Origin of the sequence: Psychrobacillus glaciei (assembly GCF_008973485.1) — a bacterium.
In the GTDB taxonomy this organism is placed as follows: Bacteria; Bacillota; Bacilli; order Bacillales_A; family Planococcaceae; genus Psychrobacillus; species Psychrobacillus glaciei.
On sequence record NZ_CP031223.1, the window covers coordinates 1,491,579 to 1,516,365 of the forward strand.

A 24,787-nucleotide genomic window follows, 5' to 3' on the forward strand; every position below is an offset into this window, starting at 1 on the left:
GAGGGACGGCTATGGTGAAAATGGATAAAGATCTTAGTGGTAAACAAAAAGCCGCGCTCTTATTAATTTCTCTCGGACCTGAAGTGTCTGCTTCTATTTATAAGCATTTAAATGAAGAAGAAATCGAGCGTTTAACATTGGAAATTTCAGGCGTTAAAAAAGTAGAACCTGAAATAAAAGAAGATATTATTGAAGAATTTCATAATATCGCATTGGCACAAGACTATATTTCTCAAGGTGGTATTGGTTACGCCAAAACAGTTTTAGAAAAAGCATTAGGTGCAGAGCATGCGCAAGCGATTATAAATCGCTTAACCTCTTCGCTTCAGGTACGGCCATTTGACTTTGCAAGACGAGCAGAACCAACTCAATTATTTAATTTTATTCAAAATGAACACCCGCAAACTATTGCGTTGATCTTATCTTATCTAGAAGCACAACAAGCAGGGATTATTCTCTCTTCATTGCCTCAAGAGGTGCAAGCGGATATTGCGAAACGAATTGCAACTATGGATTCTACTTCTCCGGAAGTAATTAGCGAAATTGAATCTGTGCTAGAACGTAAGTTGTCTTCTACTGTTACACAGGATCATACGGTAACTGGTGGAGTGGATGCAGTTGTTGAAGTGTTGAATGGAGTAGACCGTACAACTGAAAAAACAATTTTGGATGCATTAGAAATCCAAGATCCCGAACTTGCGGAAGAAATTAAGAAAAGAATGTTTGTGTTTGAGGATATTGTTACACTTGATAATCGTTCGATTCAACGAGTTATTCGTGATTGTGAAAATGAAGACTTACTATTGTCAATGAAAGTGTCCAGTGAAGAAGTGAAAGATATTATATTCCGAAATATGTCAACTCGAATGGCAGATACATTTAAAGAAGAAATGGAAATTATGGGTCCTGTTAGATTACGCGATGTAGAAGAAGCACAATCACGCATAGTTTCTGTCATTAGAAGATTGGAAGATGCGGGAGAAATAATTATTGCTCGTGGTGGAGGAGATGACATTATTGTCTAAAATTTTCCGAAACGTTCAAATGAATGGAGATAGTGAAAAGATTAGATCCATTCAAATAAAAAGTCTTCAATTACAAGAAGAAATAGATGTAGATAAACCTCTAACGCTTGATGTAGTTCTGAAAGAAAGAGACCGAATGATCCGTGAAGCGGAACAAACTATTCTTTCAAAAAGAGCAGAACTGGAAAATGAAATTGAACAAAACAAACAATATATTGAAACCCAATTAAGAACGTGGGAAGAACAAAAAGTAGCTTTTCAGCATGCTGCATACGATGAAGGCTTCATACAAGGTCTTGAAGAGGGAAGAAGCAAGGCGCAAGAAGATATGATACAAGCATTAACTACAGCGAACGAAACCATACGAATTGCTCATGAAAATGCTGCGAGTTATTTACAACACCAAGAACAAGTCATTTTAGAACTTGCTATCCGGACAGGGGAGCGGATTATTGGAATGAAACTTGAAGAAGACGAGGAACTCTTTCTATCGATAGTGAAAAGAGCTTTAAAAGAAGCAAGAGAAATGAAAGAGATAAAGCTTTATGTTTCTCCTGCGTATTTTTCGTTAGTTTCAAGTAATCGGGATGAACTTGCTTCCATTTTCCCAGTAGATGTACCATTTATGATTTTTGTAGATGAAGATATGAACGCAACCGATTGTTTTATAGAAACAAACCATGGAAGAATTGTAGCAAGTATTGATGAACAACTACATGAATTACGACTAAAGTTAGTTGATATTCTAGATAGTATGGAGTGAATGTGATGAAAGCAATCGATCTAATTCAACAAATCCCCAATCTTTCTACATTTAAAAAATATGGGCGTGTGAATCGTGTTGTTGGATTAATGATTGAATCACAAGGGCCTGAAAGTTCTATAGGGGATGTATGTAAAATTCACATACATTCTTCTAAAAATGGACATTCCGTCATTCTTGCCGAAGTTGTGGGATTTAAAGAAGAAATCGTCGTGTTAATGCCTTATACAAATATAAGAGAAATTTCAACTGGTTGTTTAGTGGAAGGTACTAATCGACCACTTGAAGTGAAAGTAGGCTCTGATCTTATTGGGAAAGTATTAGACTCAATGGGTAATCCCATCGATGGGACAATATTACCAAAGGGATTGATGACGGTTGGAACAGAAAAAGATCCACCGAATCCTTTAACAAGACCTCCTATTAATCAACAGATTGAAGTAGGAGTCAAAGCTATTGATGGCATGCTAACGGTTGGAGTTGGCCAAAGGATAGGGATCTTTGCAGGATCCGGTGTTGGTAAGAGCACATTGCTTGGAATGATAGCGAGAAATACTAATGCCGATTTAAATGTTATTGCACTTATTGGAGAACGAGGAAGAGAAGTACGCGAATTCATCGAAAGAGATTTAGGAAAAGAAGGCTTAGAACGTTCTATCGTTATTGCGGCTACTTCTGACCAACCGGCTTTAATGCGTATAAAGGGTGCTTTTACCGCAACAGCTATTGCAGAGTATTTTCGTGATAAAGGATTGAACGTCATGCTTATGATGGACTCTGTTACCCGGGTTGCAATGGCGCAGAGAGAAATAGGATTAGCGGTCGGAGAACCACCTGCTACAAGAGGTTATACTCCTTCGGTATTTTCGATATTACCGAAACTATTGGAACGTACAGGTACTAATGAACACGGATCGATTACAGCTTTTTATACTGTATTAGTAGATGGTGACGATATGAATGAACCGATAGCGGATACTGTCCGTGGGATTCTGGACGGACATATCGTACTTGATCGTGCACTAGCCAATAAAGGTCAGTACCCAGCGATTAATGTGTTAAAAAGTATTAGTCGATTAATGAATCATATTTCAGATGAAAAACACATAAAAGCTGCTGAGCGTTTACGCGATTTATATTTTACTTACAACAAATCAGAAGACCTTATTAATATCGGTGCATATAAACGAGGAACTTCAAGAGAAATTGATGAGGCAATTCAATACGAACCTTTAATAACATCTTTCTTAAAACAAGGATATTTAGACAAGGTATCACTTGAGTCAACTGTAAACGAACTAGTTGCATTATCTAATGGTGGTGTTTAAAAATGGTTGCATATCAGTATAAATTCGCGAAAGTTTTAACTGTTCGAGAACAAGAGAAAACGGAAACAGAGATGGCTTACAAAGAGGCTGTCATGGCTTTTGAGAAAGTGGCTACTGAATTATACACGCTTCTAAAGAAGAAAGAAGATACGACAGATGACCAAAATAACCATTTAATACAAGGTTTATCCATTAATCATATTCATCACTATGCAAACTATATCGAAGGGTTGCAAAAAAGAATTGACAAGTTACAGAAAGAAGTTATTCAAGCACGCTCTAAAATGCATTGGTTCGAAGAGAGACTGTTAGAAAAATCTCTAGAAGTTCGTAAGTTTGAAAAGATAAAAGAAAAGGACTATGAACTTTTTCAGCAAGAACAACAAAGACTTGAAACAATACAGCTAGATGAAATATCATCTTTAAAGTTTCAAAACAAAGAGATTAGGTGAGTAAAAACGTGGCTAAAAGGAACAAAAAGAATAATAGCATGGAAAAAGTTGACGATGAATCCAAAGGTGTAAGCAAATTGAAAATGTTTTTTTATTGGTTTATCATACCTTTTTTATTTACTTTATTTATTCTCTTACTTGTTGCGCAACTAACCAATGTAAATGTATTTGAAAAAGCAAAAGAACTAACGGGTGTAGGACAACCAAAAGTAGTTACAGAGGATATAAAAACAGAACGATTAGAAAAAAAAGTTGTTTCAATTCAAGCGAAAATTCAAGAAAAAGAAGCACAAATTGATAAATTGCAAATTGAATTAGATAATTCTTCGAAAACAAATGAAAGTTTATTGATAGAACAACAACGTTTATTGGATGAAATAGATAACCTTCAACGTGAACAAACAAGTACTAAGAAAGAATATTCTTCCATTGTTTCTACATTCGAAAAAATGTCTGCTAAAGCAGCTGCTCCTGTCATTACAAAAATGAGCGATGCAGAAGCTTTAAGAATTTTATCAAGTTTAAAACCAGATACTGTAGCACAAATTTTTGAGAAAATGACTCCAGATGCAGCCGCGAAATATACGGAGTTAATGACAAAGCAATAACTGTTCCTATTTGAAGGGAGGTGAAATATTGAATATCGCGGCAGTCGTTCATATGGGAAATAATATTGTTATCGAGCCAAAAGTACAGCAACAAGTTGCTACTCAAAACAATCAGAAATTTGGAAATGTAGTTGCAAAACTATTATTGAATCAGCAGGAGCAACAATTAGTACCTTTGAATCCCAATGAATCGCAACAAAACCTTACGCAAGAATTATCTTCTATATTAAATGCAGATTCACTAGAAGAAGTTGAGACTTTATTGGGATCGAAAGAACTAACGGTGAATCCAAAAGAACTGAAAGAACTATTAAATAAGCTTTCAGGAGAGAAAACGGATACAAATGATAATCTTAGAGAATCGAATCTTTGGGATTTATTAGCTGGTATAAATGAACAAGCTGCTCAATTGACAGATGAAATTCTGCAGTCTTTAACTGGACAAGGTTCCGTAACACCTGTTGAAGCAAAAGAAGCAGTACAATTACTGAAAGTTGTGCAATTGATTGGAAAAAAATCAGATTTAACGTTAAAACAAGAGTCAACATTATTTGATATAAATCAATTAGTAGAAGATTTAAAAGAAGCAGTTTCAAAAAAAGTTCCAACAAGCGAGAGTGATCAAGTACTATCGAATGTAACAAAGTCACTAACTTTGGATCAGGCTATGAAACCACTAGTTCAACATGTGATTATTAAGCAAGTAACCTCTCCAACCGAGACAGTTACAGAGACAAAAGAAGTAATCACTAATGTACAAGGTCAGACTTCAACCATTGTACAAGCTAAAGTAGAAAACGTGTCTATTACATTGTCGACTGAAAAACCTGCTCAATCTGAAGAGTTTATGAAAGAATTGCAAAAAGTAATGAATCGTGTTCAGTTTGGTCAAGTGGGTGGAGCAAACAGACTTGTAGTCAAGCTTTATCCTGAACATCTTGGAACGATTCGAATCGAGTTAATACAAAAAGATGGCATGCTTACTACTAAAATGCTAGCGTCAACTGCTCTTGGAAAAGAGATGTTAGATTCACATTCGAATCAATTTAAGCAAGGTTTAGTAAACCAAAACATACAACTCGAAAAATTAGAAATTACACAAGCTTTACAGGACTCGTCCAGACAAGAACGAAACCAAACATTCCAAGACTCTTTTAGACAACAGCAACAACAAGAGCATCAGGAAAATAGTAAAGACGACACAGAAGAGCCTTCAACTTTCGGAGACTTTTTAAAAGAAATGGAGGTCTAAATAATGGCTGAAATGAATGCAATTACAAGTAATATGTACTTAGCCAATAAAGCTCCTAAAACAGCAACGACTGGAAACGGTACTTTAGGTAAAGATGCTTTTTTGAAAATTTTAATGGCTCAATTACAAAACCAAGATCCGACAAAACCAATGGATGACTCACAGTTCATTGCACAAATGGCACAATTTTCATCATTAGAGCAAATGACCAACTTAACAACCGCATTTGAAAAATATGCACAAGCTCAAGAACAAACTCAAATGATAGAATATAGTAATTTTGTTGGAAAACAAGTGAAATGGCACGAACTGACAGATAAGTTAGATGAGAAAAAAAATCCAATAATAAATGAAGGTACAGGCACAATTTCTTCTATTAAATTTGTTGATGGAAGTGTGAAATTTACATTAGCAGATGGAAAAGTAATTACTCCTGGTAATATTTCCGAAGTTATTTCCGTTACAAATTCTAATAGCTTAGTTGAAGCAAGTATGATGATTGGAAAAACAGTTAGTTATATTCCGTCAAGCACAGAATTAAACCCAAAAGATGATGCCGAAGCAGAAACTGGAACAAATACATCAGTTTCAGCACAAGTAGAATCTGTATCTAAGAAAGATGGAAAAGTTATATTTAATCTAGTTGGTGGTGCATCCATAACAGCAGATCAAATTATTTCTATTAAATAAAACGAGAACGGAGAGATGCAATGGACAACATTTCTATTAATCGAGTCCCTCTGCAACCAAGTATCCGTCAATCACTTACATCTAACCAAGCTACTTCGCCTAAGCAGTCGTTTTTACAGCATTTACATGATGCTACAGTAAAAACAGAATTAAAGGTAAGTAAACATGCTAATCAGCGCTTAGCGGAAAGAAATATACAGATTTCTGATGCAGAATGGCAACTTGTAAGTGAAAAAGTATCAGAAGCACGCTCAAAAGGTGTGAATGACTCATTAGTATTGATGGATCAAGCAGCATTAATCGTCAGTGCAAAAAATGCCACGGTGATTACTGCTATGGATCGCAAGGAAGCGAAAAATCAATTATTTACAAATATCGACGGCACCATTGTGCTGAATTAAAAAATAGCAGGACCTATAAAGGATGCTATGTGCAGCTGACTGATAGACGCTAGCACACAAATTGAAGGGAGAAAAAATATATGATACGTTCCATGTACTCAGGAATTTCCGGCTTAAAAAACTTCCAAACAAAACTAGACGTAATTGGTAACAATATCGCAAACGTAAATACTTATGGATTTAAAAAAGGCCGTACAGTCTTTAAGGATTTAATTTCACAAACAACTGCAGGTGCATCCGCAGCAACAGCAACTCGTGGTGGTGTAAACGCTAAACAAGTAGGATTAGGATCGCAATTATCAGCAATTGATACAATTCATTCTGGTGGAGCATTACAGTCAACAGGTAATACCTTAGATTTAGCGATTTCTGGTGATGGATTTTTCCAAGTTGCCGACAGTACTTCAGGTCTAAGTGGATTTACAAATACGCAATACACAAGGGCTGGAAACTTTTATATGGATCAAGACGGATATTTAGTAGACTCAGCTGGTAAATATCTTGTTGGTGCAGCAGGAAGTGTTACTGAAATACCTTTGTACAAATTAATTACAGAAACAGTAGCTGGTACAAGCGGCTCTTATTTAACAGATGGAAATGGTGGTTTAAGTGAGTATAGAATTGATAGTTCTGGAAATATTTACGATGACACTACTCCAGCTACTCCGATAAAGCTCATAACTACAATTGACAATGCTAGTGGTACAATTCCAAATGCAGATGGTACTGATAAAGAATTTGAACTAAAAATTGATAGTTCTACAGGAGTGGTATCAGTTGTAATAGGTTCAAAGAGTTATCCAATAGAACATGGTAATGATAAAGTTGAAGTAGATGGAAAAACTTTAACATTAAATTCTACAGACCTAACCACTCTTTATACAGCAATTGAAGGCTCAAGAGAAGAAATAGGAACAACTGATAAGTACTCACCAAGTAATCAACTTAAGCCAATTAGAATCCCAACCGATGCTCAAAGTATGTCAATAGGACAAGATGGTACTATTTCATTTGTTGATAAAAATGGTGAATTGCAATGGGCTGGACAGATTCAAATGGCTAAGTTCCCAAATGCAGGCGGATTACAAAAAATTGGAGCTAACTATTTTCAAGAAACGGCGAACTCTGGTAAACCATTGAAAGCTACAGCAACTGAATCAGGTATGGGTTCAATCAACTCCGGCTTCCTAGAAATGTCTAACGTCGATTTATCTGAAGAATTCACAGACATGATCGTAGCACAACGTGGGTTCCAAGCAAACACACGTATTATTACAACTTCTGACTCTATTTTAGAAGAACTTATCAACTTAAAACGTTAATATATTTAACAATTGGCAATGGTATGTTTTGTTGTAATTTTACCTATATATTTGATTGTAGTGAAAGGCGGCGACTCCAGCGGGATGAGTGAGACAGATGAGACATCGCAAACGACGCGAATGCGGCGTCCCCGCGGAAAGCGTCCGCCTGTAACGGAAATCATATGTGCACGGTAACAGAGCTAATCAATTAAAATTAATTTTTGTAAGGGAGGGTTGGGCCGCTCCTTTTTGGCCCGGCCCTTATAATTATGATTAAATTAACACGTTTAAACGGCAAAGAGTTTTCGTTGAATGCATTATACATAGAGACGGTTGAGTCTTTTCCGGATACTACGATAACGCTCACGAATGGTCATAAGTATGTTGCGTTAGAATCTCGAGAAGAGGTAGCTAGTCAAATTGCTCAGTTCTATAAAGGAATACATATATTATCGAACCCCCATTTAAGAGGTGAAGAACATGAAGAGTAAAAACAAGCTTATAACCATTATGCTAATTATTTTAGTTTGTATTACATTGCTCGGTGTCGTTGCATTACTAGTTATTACCCAGTTAAATAAAACGGATAAAAATGCAGAGCCGACAATTGATCAAATTGTTGAATCTTCCATTGATATACCCGAAATTACAACTAATTTATCCGGTAATAAATTTATTCGTATATCATTGAAAGTCCAAACGGACAGTGTAAAAGCGGCAGAAGAATTAACAAAACGAGATTTTCAAATAAAGAATATAATAATCACGGAGCTTTCCGAAATGTCACCGCAAGATTTAGAAGGAAAACAAGGGAAATTAACATTTGAAGCAACATTAAAAACTAAAATAAATGAGTTAATGGATATAGGAGAAGTTCAACAAGTTTATATAACTTCTTATATTATCCAGTAAGCTAATATTTTTGAATGGAGGTGGGCAGATTGGCAGGGGATATACTATCTCAATCAGAAATAGATGCGTTGTTAAGTGCACTTTCAACAGGCGAAATGACAGCAGATGAGATGAAAATTGAGCAAGAATCTCGGAAAGTAAGAGTATATGACTTTAAACGAGCACTTCGATTCTCAAAAGATCAAATTCGTAGTTTAACGCGTATTCATGAAAACTTTGCTCGATTATTAACTACATTTTTTTCTGCCCAATTAAGGACGTATGTACAAATTTCAGTAGTATCTGTTGATCAAATACCATTTGAAGAGTTTATTCGCTCTGTACCGCATATGACACTGATCAATGTCTTTGAAGTTCCGCCACTGGAGGGGAATATTCTAATGGAAATTAACCCGAATATCGCCTATACGATGTATGATTTATTAATGGGCGGTAAGGGTGGATCATATACAAAAACAGATAGTTTAACAGAAATTGAAACAAAAATTATGACCAACTTATTTGAACGATCATTTGATAATCTAAGAGAAGCTTGGGCAAATATAGCGGATATTGATCCAATTTTAACGGAGCTGGAAGTGAATCCACAATTTCTACAAATGATTTCACCAAACGAAACGGTTGTTGTTATTTCATTCAATACCATTATTGGCGAAACAAGTGGGATGATCAATATTTGTATACCACATGTTGTATTAGAGCCAATTGTGCCTAACTTATCTGTACGATATTGGATGCAAACCAATAAAAAAGAAGTCTCTCCTGAACAATTAAAAGTGTTGGAGAAACGAGTAAAATCAGCTGAAATTCCTCTAGTAGCGGAGTTAGGTAAAACAGATATATCCATAGAAGATTTATTGTTTTTGCAGTTAGGTGACGTCATTCAATTGAATGCTAAAATAGAGGACCCACTAATAATAAAAGTTGGGGAAATCCCTAAATTTAAGGCACAGCCTGGTAAACTTAAAAAAAGGATGGCTGTTCAAGTCATTGAAACTTTGAAAGGAGGAGAGGATGATGATGAGTGATGATATGCTCTCCCAAGAAGAAATTGAAGCCCTCCTTAGAGGAACTTCAATTGAAGAAGAAAAAAACACAAATGATACAGATGAGATTAATGTAGAAGACTATTTAGATTCCTTTGCACAAGATACACTTGGGGAGATTGGTAATATTTCTTTTGGTAGCTCTGCAACCGCTTTGTCGTCTCTTTTAGGACAAAAGGTAGAAATTACTACTCCAAGTATTGATATGATTCAGCGTTCGAGATTAGAAGAAGAGTTTCCTCAGCCATACGTAGCGGTACAAGTACAATATACTGCGGGACTAATTGGCATGAATTTACTCGTTATTAAACAATCGGATGCAGCAATTATCGCGGATTTAATGCTTGGTGGAGATGGAACAGATCCAAAACCAGAACTAAGTGAAATTCAAATAAGTGCTGTGCAAGAAGCGATGAATCAAATGATGGGATCGGCCGCTACCTCTATGTCGACAGTATTTAATAAAAAAGTAGATATTTCTCCCCCTTCTATAGATTTGATGAATTTAGGAGCAGGTGAAGGAATAAATGCTATTCCAAATGATGAATTACTCATTAAGATTTCCTTCCGACTAAAAATAGGGGAGTTAATAGATTCAAATATTATGCAATTACTTCCTTTGGAGTTTGGATTAAAATTAGTAAAATCTTTAATGGGTGAAGATGAAGATCAAGTTGCTGCGACAATCATGGAAGAAAGAGTGGAAGCAACTCCAACTCCTATCCCACAACAGCAACAACAGATACATGAACAGATTCAACCTCAAGCACAAATGCAGTTTACGCAAACGCGACCACAAACACCACAAGTGGAAGTACAACAAGCGCAATTTGCTAGTTTCGAAGCACCAAGCTTATCACAAAACGAATCGAGAAATTTAAATTTACTACTTGATATTCCACTTCAAGTAACAGTAGAATTAGGTCGTACTAAAAGAACTGTAAAAGACATTCTAGAACTCACTAGTGGATCAATAATTGAACTAGATAAATTAGCAGGTGAACCAGTAGATATTCTAGTAAACAACAGACATATCGCAAAAGGTGAAGTTGTCGTAATTGATGAGAATTTTGGAGTTCGAATTACAGATATTTTAAGTCAAGCTGAACGAATTAACAATTTAAGATAAGTAACGGAGGAGTCGTATTATGTCGAAAAGAATATTAATAGTGGATGATGCAGCATTTATGCGTATGATGATTAAGGACATTTTAACAAAAAATGGTTTTGAAGTTGTTGGAGAAGCAGGAGATGGAGCTCAAGCAGTTGAGAAATATGCGGAGTTAAAGCCTGATTTAGTAACAATGGATATTACAATGCCAGAAATGGACGGAATCACGGCATTAAAAGAAATTAAAGGTAAGAACCCAAATGCAGTTATTATTATGTGTTCTGCAATGGGACAACAAGCAATGGTTATTGATGCAATTCAAGCTGGAGCGAAAGATTTTATTGTTAAACCATTCCAAGCTGATCGCGTAATTGAAGCAATTTCAAAAGCGCTCGCGTAATGAAATGAAGAGGAAATTCACCATCATTTATTGCATTTTTTGCTTGCTAATTCTATTACCTTTTCAAACGGTAGTTCATGCAGCAACAGACCCAAACGGTAGTATTGACGATTATTATAGCAAGTTAAAAGATGAGCCAACCCAAAAAACAACACTAGATACAGATACAGATACTAACAAGGATTTAGACAAAGGTTCTGGTGGTGTATCTGTAGGTATTTGGGATTATGTTAAGATGATTTTTGCATTAGCATTTGTAATTCTCTTACTTTATGGATTATTACGTTTTGTGAACAGTAAAAATAAAACGTATCAAACGCATCAACTTATTCAAAATTTAGGTGGAGTTGGGATTAGTCAAGGTAAATCTGTGCAATTACTCCAGGTTGGTAATTCGCTGTTTTTAGTGGGAATAGGAGAAGATGTTTCCTTACTAAAAGAAATTACAGATCCTGAGGAAATAAGCAAACTTACCAAAAAGTACGATGAGAAGCTTGAGATTGGAAAGACTGTACCGTACATAACAGAGCTTTTTAGCCTCCTAAAAGGAAATCTCTCTAAGAAAAAGAATCGTAATGAAAAAAAAGAACCTACATTTAATGAAACGTTCCAAAAAAGATTACAAGAAATCCAAAAAGACCGTAGTGATGTTATAAAGGATTGGAAGACAAAGGAGCGAGAAGAGAATGAATGATTTCGTCCAGTTTTTTTCGGACAGTGATCCGTCAAACGTCGCCACTTCTATCAAATTAATGCTATTGCTTACGGTTTTATCTTTGGCGCCTAGTATTTTAATACTAATGACTTCCTTTGCTAGAATCGTTATTATTCTTTCATTTGTTCGAACGGCACTTGCGACACAGCAAATGCCACCGAACCAAGTGATTGTAGGGTTATCTTTATTTTTAACATTTTTCGTTATGGCCCCTACTTTTCAAGAAGTGAATGAAAAAGCACTTACTCCACTTTTTGATGAGAAAATTACATTGGAACAGGCGTATGAAAATGCAAGTGGTCCTTTTAAGGAATTTATGAGCAAGCAAACAAGGCAAAAAGATCTAGAGTTATTTTTACGTTATACAGAGGCAGAGCGACCAGAATCAATTGATGATATCCCACTAACTGTGATGGTTCCTGCATTTGCTTTAAGTGAGATTAAAACGGCATTTCAAATTGGTTTTATGATTTTCATACCTTTTTTAGTAATTGATATGATAGTAGCGAGTATTTTAATGTCTATGGGTATGATGATGCTACCTCCAGTAATGATATCTTTACCATTTAAAATATTATTATTTGTTTTAGTAGATGGCTGGTATTTAGTAATGAAATCGATATTACAAAGTTTTTAGGAGCTGATCGTAATGAGTAATGAAATGGTAATTTCGATTGCAGAACAAGCTATTTGGGTCATTCTTCTTACATCAGGTCCTCTTCTTTTAATCGCTTTAATAACTGGACTAGCAGTCAGTATTTTTCAAGCAACAACGCAAATTCAAGAACAAACTTTAGCTTTTGTTCCTAAAATTATTGCTGTTTTAGTTGCCATTGTTTTTTTCGGACCGTGGATGCTTTCTCATGTAACATCGTATGCATCGGATATCTTTGAAAATTTAATACGATACATTGGTTGATTCGATGAATGAAATTTTACCTAAATTAACTGTTTTATTACTTGTAATCGCACGTGTTTCTGCGTTTTTCGTCACGTTACCTCTCTTTTCACATCGAACAATTCCTGCTACTCACCGTATTGCATTCGCTGTCGTTATTTCGTGGATGATGTATTACACGATGGATGTTGGTCCGTTTGAACTGAATGGGGATTACATATTATTAATTATGAAAGAAGTAATCGTTGGTTTATTCATTGGTCTGCTGGCTTATATCATCATGTCAGCAATTCAAATCGCTGGCGGATTTATTGATTTTCAGATGGGGTTTGCTATTGCCAATGTGATTGACCCTCAAACTGGTGCCCAAAGTCCATTAGTTGGACAATTTTTGAATACACTAGCTCTCCTATTATTATTGGCACTTAACGGACATCATTTGCTATTAGATGGTATTTTTTATAGTTATAAGTTTATCCCATTGGAACTTGCTTGGCCTCCTTTTGGGCAAGAAAATTACGTCGAATTTATTATGAAAACATTTGCAGGTGTTTTTGCAGTTGCTTTCCAAATGTCGATACCAATAGTTGCAACTCTATTTTTAGTGGATGTTGCATTGGGGATTACTGCTAGAACTGTACCTCAGCTAAATATATTTGTAGTTGGTTTTCCGATAAAAATAGGTGTAAGTTTTTTAGTTCTTTTCGTCATGATGGGTGTATTAATGGCAGTTGTCCAAAAATTGTTTCAAATAATGGTTGTAAGCATGCGAGATTTAATGATTATTTTAGGTGGTGGATAGTATGTGGAAACTCCGATTAGACTTGCAGTTTTTCGCAGGAGAAAAAACAGAAAAAGCAACCCCTAAAAAACGACAAGATTCCCGTAAAAAAGGACAAGTTTTAAAAAGTGCAGATGTTACAAGCGCTATTGTATTACTCTCCGTTTTTCTGTTTTTATTGTTTAGTGCAGGGTATTTACGAGCGGAATTGTTTTCTTTTTTTGATGTTACCTTTACAAAATATATGTTAATTAAAAATCTCTCGATTGATACGGCTGTAGAAATATATAAAGAATTACTCATAGAAATGGCAAAAGTATTGCTTCCGATTATGGGTGTGGCTGTAGTTGCGGCGATCGCTGCAAACTTTTTTCAATTTGGATTGTTGTTTACAACCGAGCCCTTAAAGTTTGATTTAAAAAAAATTGATCCAATAAAAGGTCTCAAAAGAATGTTTTCGATTAAAGCAATTATTGAACTCTTGAAATCTATATTAAAAATATCTTTTATTGGTTCTGTTACTACCCTTATTCTATGGATGAATTTAGAAAAGGTGTTATCTTTATCATTTAAGACAGCCTGGGACACACTTTCAACAGTTGGTTGGTTAACCGGAATGATGGGAATAGCAGCTTCATGTGTTTTATTATTTATTTCTGTTTTGGATTTTTTCTATCAGAGGTTTGACTATGAAAAAAATCTTAAAATGTCGAAACAAGACATTAAAGATGAACATAAAAATTCAGATGGAGATCCAATTATTAAATCCCGTATAAGACAGCGGCAAAGGGAAATGGCTATGCGTCGAATGATGCAAGAAATTCCATCAGCAGACGTGGTTATTACGAACCCAACGCATTTTGCAATCGCATTAAAATACGACGATGAATCGATGGATGCTCCAACAGTTGTTGCAAAAGGTGCAGATTTTGTTGCTCAGAAAATCAAACTTATTGCAAAAGAACATGATGTAGTTATGGTTGAAAATCGTCCGCTTGCTAGAGCAATGTATGATCAAGTCGAAATTGGCCAACGAATTCCGGATGAATTTTTCAAAGCTGTTGCAGAGGTACTTGCTTATGTATATCGAATTAAACAAAAAATATAAAGTTAAAGTTTGAGGTGGAAGTATATGCAAGTCCGCGATATAACCGTATTAGCAGCTGTAATATCTGTTGTGGCAATGCTAGTAATTCCTCTTCCACATTGGTTAATAAGTTTCCTAATTATCATAAATATTACAATCGCTTTGTTAATATTAATGACCGCTATGAATATGCAAGAGGCCCTTCAATTTTCTGTTTTTCCTCCTTTATTATTACTCGTAACACTATTCCGACTCGGTCTGAACGTGTCCACTACAAGAGCCATATTATCTGAAGGTGATGCTGGTAAAGTTGTAGAAACTTTCGGTACATTTGTAACAGGTGGAAATATATTAGTAGGTTTAGTTGTATTTACTATATTAGTAATTATTCAATTCATTGTAATTACGAAAGGTGCAGAACGTGTATCCGAAGTTGCTGCTCGATTTACGTTAGATGCAATGCCTGGTAAACAAATGAGTATTGATGCTGATTTGAATGCAGGGATGATTTCTGAAAAAGAAGCAAGAGAAAGACGTGAAAAAGTAAGCGGCGAAGCAGACTTTTATGGTGCAATGGATGGTGCGACAAAATTCGTAAAAGGAGATGCCATTGCTGGTATTATCATAGTACTAATCAACCTTGTTGTTGGTATTATCATAGGAGTAGTGCAACAAGGACTACCTTTTGCGGAAGCGGCAGTACTTTTTTCTACATTAACTGTGGGAGATGGTCTCGTTTCTCAAATTCCAGCTCTATTAATTTCCACAGCTACGGGGATTGTAGTAACTAGAGCGGCATCTAACGGAAATCTTGGTAGTGATATTACTAGTCAATTGTTTTCTCAGCCAAAGTTGCTTTACGTTGCAGCTGGAACGATTGCTTTACTTGGAATTGTTACTCCGGTAGGACCGTTAATTACTTTTCCGATTGCAATCGCTTTGGCAGTAGGTGCATATATGATGAATAAATCAAGCAAAGAAGATCCAAATGAAATAGAAGAATTTGAAGAAGAAGTTACAACGGACAATATGAAAAGTCCGGAAAATGTTATTAATCTTCTAAATGTAGATCCAATAGAGTTTGAATTTGGTTATGGACTTATTCCTTTAGTAGATACTGCACAAGGTGGAGATTTACTTGACCGGGTAGTAATGATACGAAGACAGCTTGCGTTAGAGTTAGGTATTGTCATACCAGTTGTACGTATTCGAGATAATATTCAATTACAACCTAATGAATATCGACTTAAAATTAAAGGAAATGAAATGGCGAGAGGCGAATTATTACTTGATCACTATTTAGCGATGAGTCCCGGAGATGATGATTCCATCGAAGGAATTGATACTGTTGAGCCTTCTTTCGGTTTACCTGCAAAATGGATTACGGAATCTGTGAAAGAAGAAGCAGAAATACTTGGTTATACGGTTGTTGATCCTCCGAGTGTTGTCTCTACACATATGACGGAAATAATTCGAAATAATGCACATGATTTACTGGGTCGTCAAGAAACGAAACAACTGATTGATCATATTAGAGAAACATATCCAATACTTGTAGATGAACTAACACCAACACCACTCTCAGTTGGAGAAATACAAAAAGTTTTAGGGAATTTACTACGAGAGCATGTTTCGGTTCGTAATCTTCCCATTATTTTCGAAACACTTGCAGATTATTCAAAAATGACTTCTGATGTCGATATATTAACTGAATATACAAGGCAATCATTAGCGAAACAAATTACGACACAATATGCAGGGAATAATCATGTGCTAAAAGTTCTAACTGTTTCCGGTAGAGTAGAAAAATTAATTGCGGATAGTATCCAGCAAACGGAGCATGGTAACTATTTGTCTATCGATCCAAATGATTCACAAGCAATTTTAGAATCGATGGCGAAGGAAATAGAACGAGCATCATTGATGGAACAATCGCCAATTATTTTATGTTCTCCTGCAGTAAGGGTGTATATGCGTCAAATGACAGCACGATATTTCCCTCAAATTCCGATTCTTTCTTATAATGAATTAGAATCTTCTATTGAGGTACAAAGCGTAGGGGTGGTGAATGTTGAATGAAGATGAAAAAATACATGGCTAATACAATGCCCGAAGCGATGAAACTAATTCGAAATGAATTAGGGGAAGAAGCAATCATTTTGAATTCAAAAGTTGCTTATTCCAAGGGTTTTTTAGGAATGTTCAAAAAGAAGTCTATCGAAGTTTTAGCGGGTATTGATACGTTTGATCCACCTCCTGCTCCTGTAGAAAAAGCATCCGTCCAAATGGTTCATTCAAGTAAGGCAACGGACGAAATAAAAAAAGAATTAGAAGACTTAAAACATATGGTGAAGTCAATTCAACGTCCACAGTTGGATAATAAATATCCAGACGAACTAGAAACTCTTATTCATCATTTGAAGGAACAAGAGTTAGCAGAAGAGCTTATCACAACAGTTAGTGATGAGCTTTTTATGCATATGAAAGAAAATAATCAAAAATTTGATTTAGAAGAACAAATTAGAAATACGAAGAAAATTTTGTCGTCACTCTTAGATCAAGTTCCTTTTGGTGGTTTGTCCTATTCGAAAAAATACATTAATGTGTTAGGTCCAACAGGTGTTGGGAAGACGACAACAATTGCGAAAATGGCTGCTCGAGCAGTTTTAGAAAAAAAGAAAAAAGTTGGTTTTATTACGACAGATACTTATCGTATTGCTGCAATTGAGCAATTAAAGACGTATGCAGGCTTGCTTCAAGCTCCCATTGAAATTGTTTACAATGAAATAGATTTACAAAATGCAATGAAAAGTTTCGAAACTTTAGATATAGTCTTTATAGATACTGCAGGGCGTAATTATAAAGAGCTCAAGTTTGTAGAGGATTTACAAAAGCTGATTGACCTAAAAGAGAACACAGAAACCTTTCTTGTTCTGTCCACTACTTCTAAGCAAAAAGACATGGAAGTGATTATCGAACAGTTCACAGAATTCCCTATTGAAAAATATATTTTTACAAAGCTTGATGAAACAAATTCTATTGGCTCAATTATCAATTTAATGGTTAAATATAAGAAGGGACTTGCTTACTATACGGATGGTCAAGAAGTCCCGGAAGATATAGTTGAGGCTAATCAAAATGAATTACTCAATATGCTTTTAAAGGGGATTCGTTATGAGTGATCAAGCGGAAGAATTAAGAATGCGAATGCTTAGGAGTCAGAACAAACTAGGAAGATCTATTGCGGTTGTCAGTGGTAAAGGAGGAGTGGGAAAAAGTAATTTTTCCATGAACTTCACTACTATGCTAAGTTCATTAGGTAAAAAAGTTGTTCTGATTGATATGGACATAGGTATGGGAAATATTCATATTTTGCTAGGGAAAACAGTTTCCTCTAATTTGAAAGACTATTTAGTAGGAGATGCTTCGATTGAAGAAGTGTTGTATGAAGGTCCTAATAATCTTCAATATATCTCTGGTGGATCTGGTTTATCGGGTGTAATGGAGTGGAATGAAGAAATGTTTGGAAGACTAGTAGAAGCATTCGAGTTTATGCAAAAAAATTATGATTATATTGTATTTGATATGGGGGCTGGAGCAACAAGTCAAACATTGGATTTGTTAGTCTCTGTCGATGATATTATCGTCATAACGACCGCCGAACCAACATCTATAACCGATGCATATTCCATGATGAAATTTATTTTTTATAAAGATCCAGATAAAAATTTCTTTCTTTTGTGTAATAGGGCTTTTACCGATGAGGAAGGCATTGAAACAACATCTAGATTAAAATTAGCAATGTCCAAGTTTTTATCTAAAGAAATCGTTGTACTTGGCTCTTTACCAGAGGATCCAGCTGTTCGAAAAGCGGTGAAAGAACAAGTTCCATTTTCGTTATTATATCCTCATGCTGAAATAACGAAAAAGTTAAAAGAGATTGCTAGCAAATTCTCGGATTTAGACTTTGAGAAAGAGAGTATACCTAGACAAAGTAAATTTATATCTCGATTGAAAAATCTCTTTACGGGGAGGGCGTGACCTAGTGGAGCAGTTACAAAGAAAGAAACTTCTAATAGTCGATGATTCTGCCTTTATGCGAAAGCTAATAACGGATTTTTTTAACGATAGTAAGCTGATTGAAGTTGTTGGAATTGCACGGAATGGAAAAGATGCTATTCAAAAGATAAAGTCTCTTCAGCCTGACGTAGTGACAATGGATGTTGAAATGCCGGTAATGAACGGTATAGAAGCTTTAAAAGAAATCATGGCAGAAACACCAGTTGCGGTTGTTATGCTCTCAAGTACTACGCAAAAAGGGACAGAAAGTACTCTCCTTGCGATGGAATATGGAGCAGTTGACTTCGTCGCAAAACCAAGTGGTACGATCTCTTTAGATTTACATAAAATAAAAAAAGAATTAGTAGAAAAAGTGGAAAATGCTGCGAATGTGTCGATTATAAAAATGAAAAGACCGCAGCTTGAAACGAAAAAAACTACTATTTTTTCCGCAGATTTAAAGAATATGAAGCCAGTTATTCCATTGAATACCAAACCAAGAAGTTGGAATAAACAAAACAAAAAAATGGTATTAATCGGTACTTCAACTGGGGGTCCAAGAGCGCTACAAGAAGTAATTACCAAGCTTCCAAAAGATATGCAAGCTCCCGTGCTTATTGTACAGCATATGCCTGCTGGTTTTACAAAATCGTTAGCAGATAGACTAAATCAATTATCGCAAATAGAAGTGAAAGAAGCCGAAAATGGTGATATTTTACGAAATGGCTATGCTTATTTAGCACCAGGAGGTTATCATTTACGTCTAAATAAAATGGGTAATGACTATTCTATTATTTTAGACAATGTGGAACCGCCGAGAGCCGGTCATCGACCCAGTGTGGATGTACTATTTGAAGATAATAGCCGGTTTAATGATTTCGATAAACTAGCTGTCATCATGACAGGTATGGGTTCAGATGGTTCATCTGGACTTCGGAAATTGAAAGGAAATGGAAACGTGGTTGCTATTGCAGAATCCTCAAATACTTGCATTGTTTATGGAATGCCAAAAGCTGCAATAGAAACTAACTTAGTAAATGAAGTAGTAGATTTAGAAAATATTACACAAGCAATTTTAAAATACTTGCCTTAAAGGGGTGTTTATTAAATGGATACAAGTCAATATTTAGAAATGTTTATCGAAGAAAGTAAAGAGCATTTACAAGCTTGTAATGAACATTTATTAGAACTAGAAAAAAATCCATCAGACATTGCAATTGTAAATGAGGTTTTTCGCTCTGCTCATACGTTAAAAGGTATGTCGGCTACTATGGGTTATGAAGATATCGCTAATTTAACCCATAAGATGGAAAATGTTTTAGATCTAATTCGAAATAGTAAATTACATGTTACTGCTGAATTATTAGATGTTATATTTATTGCAGTTGATCAACTAGAAGAAATGGTTTTAGATATCGCTGTGGGTGGAAAAGGAAAGTTGGACGTGACTGATACAGTTCAAAAGTTGCATGTGATTGAGACGGGTGAAGAAGTCCCTGTAGCAGCTACTACGGTTGAAATGAAAGAAGAAATTGAATCGGCACAAGAAAACTGGCTTTCTTATGATGATTATGAACTAACCGTCATTCACCAATCATTTGAACAAGATTATCAAACATATGAAATTTCTGTGCAACTTCGAGAAGATTGTCTTTTAAAGGCAGCTCGCGTATTTATGGTATTTGAATTATTGGAAAAAATGGGAGACGTTATTAAATCTTCGCCGTCTGTAGAAAAGCTGGAGGACGAACAATTTGATAATACATTTTATATTGCTTTAGTTACTTCCGAACCGAAAGATGATGTACAAAAGAAACTTCTGAAAGTTTCTGAAGTGACAGAAGTTAAAGTAAATCCTGTAACCATTGAACAAATAAAAAACCGTCAAAATAGTGAGTTGCAAAAAGTTGTAGAAACGCAAGAATTAGTAGTGCAAACGGAAGACACAAGTGATATTAATGATTCTCCAAGAACTTCATCTGAAAAGTCAAATCCATCTAAAGCTAATCAAACGGTTGGAAATAAGACGATTCGTGTAAATATTGAGCGTTTAGATATATTGATGAATTTATTTGAGGAGTTAGTCATCGATCGTGGCCGTCTTCAATCTATTTCAGAAGAATTACATAACAATGAATTAGATGAGACGGTTGAACGGATGTCACGAATTACTGGAGATTTACAAAATATTATTTTAAATATGCGTATGGTACCAGTAGAAACAGTATTTAATCGTTTCCCTCGAATGGTACGACAATTAGCAAGAGATTTAAATAAAAAAATAAACCTGGAAGTAATTGGTGCAGACACAGAGTTAGATCGTACAGTAATAGATGAAATTGGAGATCCCCTTGTTCACCTTATTCGAAATTCCTTAGATCATGGAGTAGAAAGTCCGGAAATTCGAAAAGCAAACGGTAAGCCTGAGGAAGGTACAGTAGTGCTAAGAGCATACCATAGCGGAAATCATGTCTTTATCGAAATTGAAGACGATGGAGCTGGTGTAAACCGTCAAAAAGTTCTTAAAAAAGCTATTTCCAAAGGACTTGTGAGTCAGGAAGTTGCAGCTACATTAAGCGACAAGCAAGTAGCAGAATTTATCTTATCTTCCGGTTTTTCTACTGCTGATGTAATTTCAGACGTGTCTGGCCGCGGAGTAGGTTTAGACGTTGTAAAAACAACAATTGAGTCACTTGGTGGAACAATTGATATTTCTTCGACTGAGGGCAAAGGGTCGTTGTTCTCTATTCAATTACCTTTAACATTATCAATTATATCTGTCATGTTAGTGGAACTTGGAGAAGAGATTTATGCGATTCCGTTATCTTCTATTATCGAAACGGCTATTATAAAATCTTCTGATATTCTAAATGCGCACAATCAAAAAGTGATTGATTTCCGTGGGAAAGTAGTTCCATTAGTATTTTTAGAAAATGTTTTTGATGTTCCAAGAGATAGTAAAGAGGAAGAATTCCACTCAGTCGTATTAGTACGTAAAGGGGATAAACTCGCAGCAATAGTAGTAGACTCGTTTATTGGACAGCAAGAAATTGTTTTAAAATCACTTGGGGAATATTTGACAAGTGTGTTTGCAATTTCAGGAGCAACTATTTTAGGAAATGGGAAAGTAGCTCTAATAGTTGACTGCAATGCATTGATAATTTAAGGAAATATTCTTGGAAGGATGCGTAAACTATATGACGGAAGCTGTTGTAGTTAAAAGTGTAAAAGTAGTAGTTTTTCAGTTAGCAGATAAAGAATATGTAATTCCAGTAAGTCAAGTGCAGGGTATAGAGAAATTAATTCATATTACTCGAGTTCCAAAAACACCTCCTTACGTAAAAGGAGTGATCAATCTAAGGGGTGTAGTAACACCGATAATTGATCTGAAAAATCGTTTTGGTCTTGGAGAAAGTGTATTAGATGAATCTTCACGAATTATTATTATTACACTCGAAAATATGAATGTTGGCGTTATTGTGGATTCAGCTAATGATGTTTTAGATATTCCAACAGACGCTATTGAGCCCCAACCAGAGGTGGTAGGTGGTTTAGAACAAGACTTTATCGCTGGAGTTGCAAAATTAGAACGTCGATTATTAATACTACTTCATTTAAATCTTATTTTAAATCCTATTAAGTCTGGTGTATAAGTTATGTATGAAAAAAATATTACCTCCATGCATTTAGATGTTTTAAAAGAGATAGGAAATATTGGTGCTGCTCATGCAGCTACTTCACTATCTACTTTATTAAATAAAAAAATAGATATGAAAGTTCCTAAAGTAGAAATGGTTTCTTTTGACGATATGATGGAACTCGCAGGAGGCCCGGATAGTGTCGTAGCGGGAATCTATCTTCGAATTGAGGGAGATGTAACTGGTAGTATGTTTTTTGTGCTACCTGTAGAACAAGCAAATCGATTTATAAGAAGATTAGTTCAAGATGATCATTTTGATTTTCAAACAGGAGCAGTTTCTGAAATTGGAGCTTCCGCAATGCAAGAACTAGGAAATATTCTTTCAGGTTCTTATTTATCTGCTCTTTCTGATTTTACACAACTTAATATCTTTCCAACCGTCCCAGCACTTAGTATTGATATGGTGGGAGCGATTATTAGTTTTGGACTAATAGAGGTTTCTCATGTAAGTGATTATGTCATCGTGATTAATACAGCCATTAACGAAGAAGATGTGCCAAATGAAGAAAGTGTCAGAGGACATTTTTTCTTATTACCAGATCCTGAATCATTCGAGGCTATTTTTAAAGCATTAGGAGTAAACTAATATGATTGCACAAGGGCAAGTGGTTAAAGTGGGTATTGCGGATATGAATGTCGCAAAACTACCTGATACAATTCGCACTTCAGGTCTCGGTTCATGCGTTGGAGTAGTACTTTATGATGAGCGTTTAAAAGTCGCTGGATTAGTCCATGTAATGCTTCCTGACTCTAGTTTAGGTAGAGTGGAGAATATCAATATTGCAAAGTTCGCAGATACAGGTATACCAGCAATGATTGAACAACTTAAATTAGAAGGAGTGCAGCCATTTAAGCTACGAGCAAAAATAGCTGGAGGGGCACAAATGTTTCAATTTTCTTCAAGTAGAGACACAATGCGAATTGGTCCCAGAAATGTCGAGGCAGTAAAAGAACAGTTAAAAAAATATACAATACCGATTGTTTCGGAAGATACTGGGGGGAATAGTGGCAGAACAATTGAATTTGATCCGTCCACTTGCATGCTAAATATTCGAACTGTGAACCAAGGAGTGAGAGAAATATAATGGTTGGAACGATTATCTCCAATTTTTGGACAGCTCTTTTCGCTTTTAGTATTTATTTTTTTTCGACGTATCCATTTCTTGATGCAAAAAATATATTGTTTAATGCGAGTATCATTGCCATTACAGTATTTTTGATCACATTCCTAGCGCGAGCAATAATATCTTTTGTGATGGAAGATCATTTTGAAACAGAACAAGTAGAATTCAGCCTAATGCATGAAAAAGAATTTGATAAAGCACCTTCTTCTGAGGAATATGCAGAAATTGTGAAATCTATGTTGAATGAAGGCGGATAAGGAGGGGGCGAATATATTTCGACTCTCCTTTTTTGTTGTTTATTTGATATAATTAAAGTATTCATTCCATATATTCGGAAAGGGGGATATTTGTGGCAAAACTTAATTCGACAGAAGAACAGCTTCTTTGGAAAAACTGGATAGAAAAAAAAGATCCTCAAGCTGGTGACTCTTTAATAAGACAATATACCCCTCTGGTTACATATCATGTGCAACGTATTGGTGCAAGCATCCCTAAAAATATTTCAAGAGACGAATTAAAGAGTCTAGGAATGATGGGATTATTTGATGCGCTCAATAAATTTGACTATTCTAGAGACTTGAAATTTGATACGTATGCTTCGTTCCGAGTTAGAGGAGCAATTATTGATGGTTTAAGAAAAGAAGATTGGCTTCCTAGATCTTCCAGAGAGAAAGCGAAAAAACTAGAAGCAAAAATAGAAGAATTAGAACAAACTTTAATGAGACATGCAACAGCAGACGAAATTGCAGATTATGTTGAAATGCCTGTAGAAGATGTGTACCAAACAGTTCAAGAACATTTTTTTTCCAATGTATTGTCGATTGATGAGAATCTTCAAGATAATGAAGAAATGGAAAACAAATCATTCGTTATTAGAGATGATTCACAGAAAACGCCAGAACAAAAGATGGTCAAACAAGAATTACTTCAAGACCTTGTAAAACAAATTAATATGCTCAATGAGAACGAACAGCTTGTATTAAGTCTTTTTTATACAGAAGATTTAACTTTGACCGTAATTGGAGAAATGCTCGGCTTATCCACCTCAAGGATATCGCAGATACACTCCAAAGCGTTGTTTAAGTTGCGTAAACTTTTAGCAAGTGAAATGATGAATGTCTAAAAAGGGAG

General features: G+C 35.4%; 29 protein-coding genes. All 29 read left to right on the plus strand.

Going from position 1 to position 24,787, the window contains the following annotated elements; genetic code table 11:
• The first annotated feature begins 11 nt into the window (after positions 1 to 11).
• The 29 genes from fliG to PB01_RS06760 all read left to right on the plus strand — a co-directional run bounded on the left by fliG (position 12) and on the right by PB01_RS06760 (position 24,779).
• A complete protein-coding gene (gene fliG / locus PB01_RS06620; protein ID WP_151699470.1) occupies positions 12 to 1,025 on the plus strand; it encodes a flagellar motor switch protein FliG in 1,014 nt (337 codons plus the stop codon).
• Complete coding sequence (gene fliH, locus PB01_RS06625; protein ID WP_192797494.1) at positions 1,009 to 1,788, plus strand: flagellar assembly protein FliH; 780 nt, start codon at positions 1,009 to 1,011, stop codon at positions 1,786 to 1,788. The genes fliG and fliH overlap by 17 nt, the downstream gene beginning before the upstream one ends.
• A gap of 5 nt (positions 1,789 to 1,793) precedes the next feature.
• Entirely contained in the window at positions 1,794 to 3,116 is a 1,323-nt protein-coding gene (fliI, locus tag PB01_RS06630) for a flagellar protein export ATPase FliI (RefSeq protein ID WP_151699472.1), read from the plus strand.
• Positions 3,117 to 3,118: 2 nt separating this feature from the next.
• Complete coding sequence (gene fliJ / locus PB01_RS06635) at positions 3,119 to 3,568, plus strand: flagellar export protein FliJ (protein ID WP_151699473.1); 450 nt, start codon at positions 3,119 to 3,121, stop codon at positions 3,566 to 3,568.
• A gap of 8 nt (positions 3,569 to 3,576) precedes the next feature.
• A complete protein-coding gene (locus PB01_RS06640; protein ID WP_151699474.1) occupies positions 3,577 to 4,176 on the plus strand; it encodes a MotE family protein in 600 nt (199 codons plus the stop codon).
• A 28-nt stretch (positions 4,177 to 4,204) separates the two neighbouring features.
• Positions 4,205 to 5,428, plus strand: a complete 1,224-nt coding sequence (locus tag PB01_RS06645; RefSeq protein ID WP_151699475.1) for a flagellar hook-length control protein FliK — start codon at positions 4,205 to 4,207, stop codon at positions 5,426 to 5,428.
• A gap of 3 nt (positions 5,429 to 5,431) precedes the next feature.
• Complete coding sequence (flgD, locus tag PB01_RS06650) at positions 5,432 to 6,118, plus strand: flagellar hook assembly protein FlgD (protein WP_318837518.1); 687 nt, start codon at positions 5,432 to 5,434, stop codon at positions 6,116 to 6,118.
• Between the two features lie 20 nt (positions 6,119 to 6,138).
• A complete protein-coding gene (locus PB01_RS06655) occupies positions 6,139 to 6,519 on the plus strand; it encodes a TIGR02530 family flagellar biosynthesis protein (RefSeq protein ID WP_151699476.1) in 381 nt (126 codons plus the stop codon).
• 80 nt (positions 6,520 to 6,599) lie between these two features.
• Positions 6,600 to 7,841, plus strand: a complete 1,242-nt coding sequence (gene flgF, locus PB01_RS06660) for a flagellar basal-body rod protein FlgF (RefSeq protein WP_151699477.1) — start codon at positions 6,600 to 6,602, stop codon at positions 7,839 to 7,841.
• A 251-nt stretch (positions 7,842 to 8,092) separates the two neighbouring features.
• Positions 8,093 to 8,314, plus strand: a complete 222-nt coding sequence (locus PB01_RS06665; protein ID WP_151699478.1) for a flagellar FlbD family protein — start codon at positions 8,093 to 8,095, stop codon at positions 8,312 to 8,314.
• The gene (gene fliL, locus PB01_RS06670) at positions 8,304 to 8,735 is read left to right on the plus strand and encodes a flagellar basal body-associated protein FliL (RefSeq protein ID WP_151699479.1); all 432 of its coding nucleotides are present in this window, start codon (positions 8,304 to 8,306) and stop codon (positions 8,733 to 8,735) included. Before PB01_RS06665 ends, fliL begins: the two co-directional genes overlap by 11 nt.
• A gap of 29 nt (positions 8,736 to 8,764) precedes the next feature.
• Entirely contained in the window at positions 8,765 to 9,763 is a 999-nt protein-coding gene (gene fliM / locus PB01_RS06675) for a flagellar motor switch protein FliM (RefSeq protein WP_151699480.1), read from the plus strand.
• Positions 9,756 to 10,910 (plus strand): flagellar motor switch phosphatase FliY, encoded by a 1,155-nt coding sequence (gene fliY / locus PB01_RS06680; RefSeq protein WP_151701993.1) that lies wholly within the window; start codon positions 9,756 to 9,758, stop codon positions 10,908 to 10,910. Before fliM ends, fliY begins: the two co-directional genes overlap by 8 nt.
• 19 nt (positions 10,911 to 10,929) lie before the next feature.
• Positions 10,930 to 11,292 (plus strand): response regulator, encoded by a 363-nt coding sequence (locus tag PB01_RS06685; RefSeq protein ID WP_151699481.1) that lies wholly within the window; start codon positions 10,930 to 10,932, stop codon positions 11,290 to 11,292.
• Positions 11,264 to 11,986 carry a flagellar biosynthetic protein FliO gene (locus tag PB01_RS06690; protein WP_225986188.1) on the plus strand — a complete coding sequence of 241 codons (723 nt, stop codon included), beginning with the start codon at positions 11,264 to 11,266 and terminating at the stop codon, positions 11,984 to 11,986. The genes PB01_RS06685 and PB01_RS06690 overlap by 29 nt, the downstream gene beginning before the upstream one ends.
• Positions 11,979 to 12,644: a flagellar type III secretion system pore protein FliP gene (gene fliP, locus PB01_RS06695; RefSeq protein WP_151699483.1), complete on the plus strand. Its 666-nt coding sequence runs from the start codon at positions 11,979 to 11,981 to the stop codon at positions 12,642 to 12,644. The genes PB01_RS06690 and fliP overlap by 8 nt, the downstream gene beginning before the upstream one ends.
• A gap of 12 nt (positions 12,645 to 12,656) precedes the next feature.
• Entirely contained in the window at positions 12,657 to 12,926 is a 270-nt protein-coding gene (gene fliQ, locus PB01_RS06700) for a flagellar biosynthesis protein FliQ (RefSeq protein WP_151699484.1), read from the plus strand.
• A 4-nt stretch (positions 12,927 to 12,930) separates the two neighbouring features.
• The gene (gene fliR / locus PB01_RS06705) at positions 12,931 to 13,707 is read left to right on the plus strand and encodes a flagellar biosynthetic protein FliR (protein WP_151699485.1); all 777 of its coding nucleotides are present in this window, start codon (positions 12,931 to 12,933) and stop codon (positions 13,705 to 13,707) included.
• 1 nt (position 13,708) lies between these two features.
• Positions 13,709 to 14,794, plus strand: coding sequence for a flagellar biosynthesis protein FlhB (flhB, locus tag PB01_RS06710; protein WP_151699486.1), 1,086 nt, complete (start codon positions 13,709 to 13,711; stop codon positions 14,792 to 14,794).
• A 24-nt stretch (positions 14,795 to 14,818) separates the two neighbouring features.
• On the plus strand, positions 14,819 to 16,852 hold the full coding sequence (gene flhA, locus PB01_RS06715) for a flagellar biosynthesis protein FlhA (protein ID WP_151699487.1): 2,034 nt from the start codon (positions 14,819 to 14,821) through the stop codon (positions 16,850 to 16,852).
• The gene (locus tag PB01_RS06720; RefSeq protein ID WP_151699488.1) at positions 16,849 to 17,955 is read left to right on the plus strand and encodes a flagellar biosynthesis protein FlhF; all 1,107 of its coding nucleotides are present in this window, start codon (positions 16,849 to 16,851) and stop codon (positions 17,953 to 17,955) included. Before flhA ends, PB01_RS06720 begins: the two co-directional genes overlap by 4 nt.
• A complete protein-coding gene (locus tag PB01_RS06725) occupies positions 17,948 to 18,814 on the plus strand; it encodes a MinD/ParA family protein (RefSeq protein ID WP_151699489.1) in 867 nt (288 codons plus the stop codon). The genes PB01_RS06720 and PB01_RS06725 overlap by 8 nt, the downstream gene beginning before the upstream one ends.
• A 55-nt stretch (positions 18,815 to 18,869) precedes the next feature.
• The gene (locus PB01_RS06730) at positions 18,870 to 19,925 is read left to right on the plus strand and encodes a protein-glutamate methylesterase/protein-glutamine glutaminase (RefSeq protein ID WP_404815115.1); all 1,056 of its coding nucleotides are present in this window, start codon (positions 18,870 to 18,872) and stop codon (positions 19,923 to 19,925) included.
• A 15-nt stretch (positions 19,926 to 19,940) separates the two neighbouring features.
• Positions 19,941 to 21,998: a chemotaxis protein CheA gene (locus tag PB01_RS06735; protein WP_151699491.1), complete on the plus strand. Its 2,058-nt coding sequence runs from the start codon at positions 19,941 to 19,943 to the stop codon at positions 21,996 to 21,998.
• 31 nt (positions 21,999 to 22,029) lie between these two features.
• Positions 22,030 to 22,485: a chemotaxis protein CheW gene (locus PB01_RS06740; protein WP_151699492.1), complete on the plus strand. Its 456-nt coding sequence runs from the start codon at positions 22,030 to 22,032 to the stop codon at positions 22,483 to 22,485.
• A 3-nt stretch (positions 22,486 to 22,488) separates the two neighbouring features.
• On the plus strand, positions 22,489 to 23,118 hold the full coding sequence (locus PB01_RS06745; protein WP_151699493.1) for a chemotaxis protein CheC: 630 nt from the start codon (positions 22,489 to 22,491) through the stop codon (positions 23,116 to 23,118).
• A 1-nt stretch (position 23,119) separates the two neighbouring features.
• On the plus strand, positions 23,120 to 23,617 hold the full coding sequence (locus tag PB01_RS06750) for a chemotaxis protein CheD (RefSeq protein WP_151699494.1): 498 nt from the start codon (positions 23,120 to 23,122) through the stop codon (positions 23,615 to 23,617).
• On the plus strand, positions 23,617 to 23,913 hold the full coding sequence (locus PB01_RS06755; protein WP_151699495.1) for a hypothetical protein: 297 nt from the start codon (positions 23,617 to 23,619) through the stop codon (positions 23,911 to 23,913). Before PB01_RS06750 ends, PB01_RS06755 begins: the two co-directional genes overlap by 1 nt.
• Positions 23,914 to 24,005: 92 nt before the next feature.
• Positions 24,006 to 24,779, plus strand: a complete 774-nt coding sequence (locus PB01_RS06760) for a FliA/WhiG family RNA polymerase sigma factor (protein WP_151699496.1) — start codon at positions 24,006 to 24,008, stop codon at positions 24,777 to 24,779.
• Positions 24,780 to 24,787 lie beyond the last annotated feature (8 nt).

Coding starts and splice junctions, on each gene's coding strand:
- fliG (WP_151699470.1), top strand. CDS start 12: ATGGTGAAAATGGATAAAGATCTTAGTGGTAAACAAAAAGCCGCGCTC.
- fliH (WP_192797494.1), top strand. CDS start 1,009: ATGACATTATTGTCTAAAATTTTCCGAAACGTTCAAATGAATGGAGAT.
- fliI (WP_151699472.1), top strand. CDS start 1,794: ATGAAAGCAATCGATCTAATTCAACAAATCCCCAATCTTTCTACATTT.
- fliJ (WP_151699473.1), top strand. CDS start 3,119: ATGGTTGCATATCAGTATAAATTCGCGAAAGTTTTAACTGTTCGAGAA.
- flgD (WP_318837518.1), top strand. CDS start 5,432: ATGGCTGAAATGAATGCAATTACAAGTAATATGTACTTAGCCAATAAA.
- PB01_RS06655 (WP_151699476.1), top strand. CDS start 6,139: ATGGACAACATTTCTATTAATCGAGTCCCTCTGCAACCAAGTATCCGT.
- flgF (WP_151699477.1), top strand. CDS start 6,600: ATGATACGTTCCATGTACTCAGGAATTTCCGGCTTAAAAAACTTCCAA.
- PB01_RS06665 (WP_151699478.1), top strand. CDS start 8,093: ATGATTAAATTAACACGTTTAAACGGCAAAGAGTTTTCGTTGAATGCA.
- fliL (WP_151699479.1), top strand. CDS start 8,304: ATGAAGAGTAAAAACAAGCTTATAACCATTATGCTAATTATTTTAGTT.
- fliY (WP_151701993.1), top strand. CDS start 9,756: ATGAGTGATGATATGCTCTCCCAAGAAGAAATTGAAGCCCTCCTTAGA.
- PB01_RS06685 (WP_151699481.1), top strand. CDS start 10,930: ATGTCGAAAAGAATATTAATAGTGGATGATGCAGCATTTATGCGTATG.
- fliP (WP_151699483.1), top strand. CDS start 11,979: ATGAATGATTTCGTCCAGTTTTTTTCGGACAGTGATCCGTCAAACGTC.
- fliQ (WP_151699484.1), top strand. CDS start 12,657: ATGAGTAATGAAATGGTAATTTCGATTGCAGAACAAGCTATTTGGGTC.
- fliR (WP_151699485.1), top strand. CDS start 12,931: ATGAATGAAATTTTACCTAAATTAACTGTTTTATTACTTGTAATCGCA.
- flhB (WP_151699486.1), top strand. CDS start 13,709: ATGTGGAAACTCCGATTAGACTTGCAGTTTTTCGCAGGAGAAAAAACA.
- flhA (WP_151699487.1), top strand. CDS start 14,819: ATGCAAGTCCGCGATATAACCGTATTAGCAGCTGTAATATCTGTTGTG.
- PB01_RS06720 (WP_151699488.1), top strand. CDS start 16,849: ATGAAGATGAAAAAATACATGGCTAATACAATGCCCGAAGCGATGAAA.
- PB01_RS06725 (WP_151699489.1), top strand. CDS start 17,948: ATGAGTGATCAAGCGGAAGAATTAAGAATGCGAATGCTTAGGAGTCAG.
- PB01_RS06730 (WP_404815115.1), top strand. CDS start 18,870: ATGCGAAAGCTAATAACGGATTTTTTTAACGATAGTAAGCTGATTGAA.
- PB01_RS06735 (WP_151699491.1), top strand. CDS start 19,941: ATGGATACAAGTCAATATTTAGAAATGTTTATCGAAGAAAGTAAAGAG.
- PB01_RS06740 (WP_151699492.1), top strand. CDS start 22,030: ATGACGGAAGCTGTTGTAGTTAAAAGTGTAAAAGTAGTAGTTTTTCAG.
- PB01_RS06745 (WP_151699493.1), top strand. CDS start 22,489: ATGTATGAAAAAAATATTACCTCCATGCATTTAGATGTTTTAAAAGAG.
- PB01_RS06750 (WP_151699494.1), top strand. CDS start 23,120: ATGATTGCACAAGGGCAAGTGGTTAAAGTGGGTATTGCGGATATGAAT.
- PB01_RS06755 (WP_151699495.1), top strand. CDS start 23,617: ATGGTTGGAACGATTATCTCCAATTTTTGGACAGCTCTTTTCGCTTTT.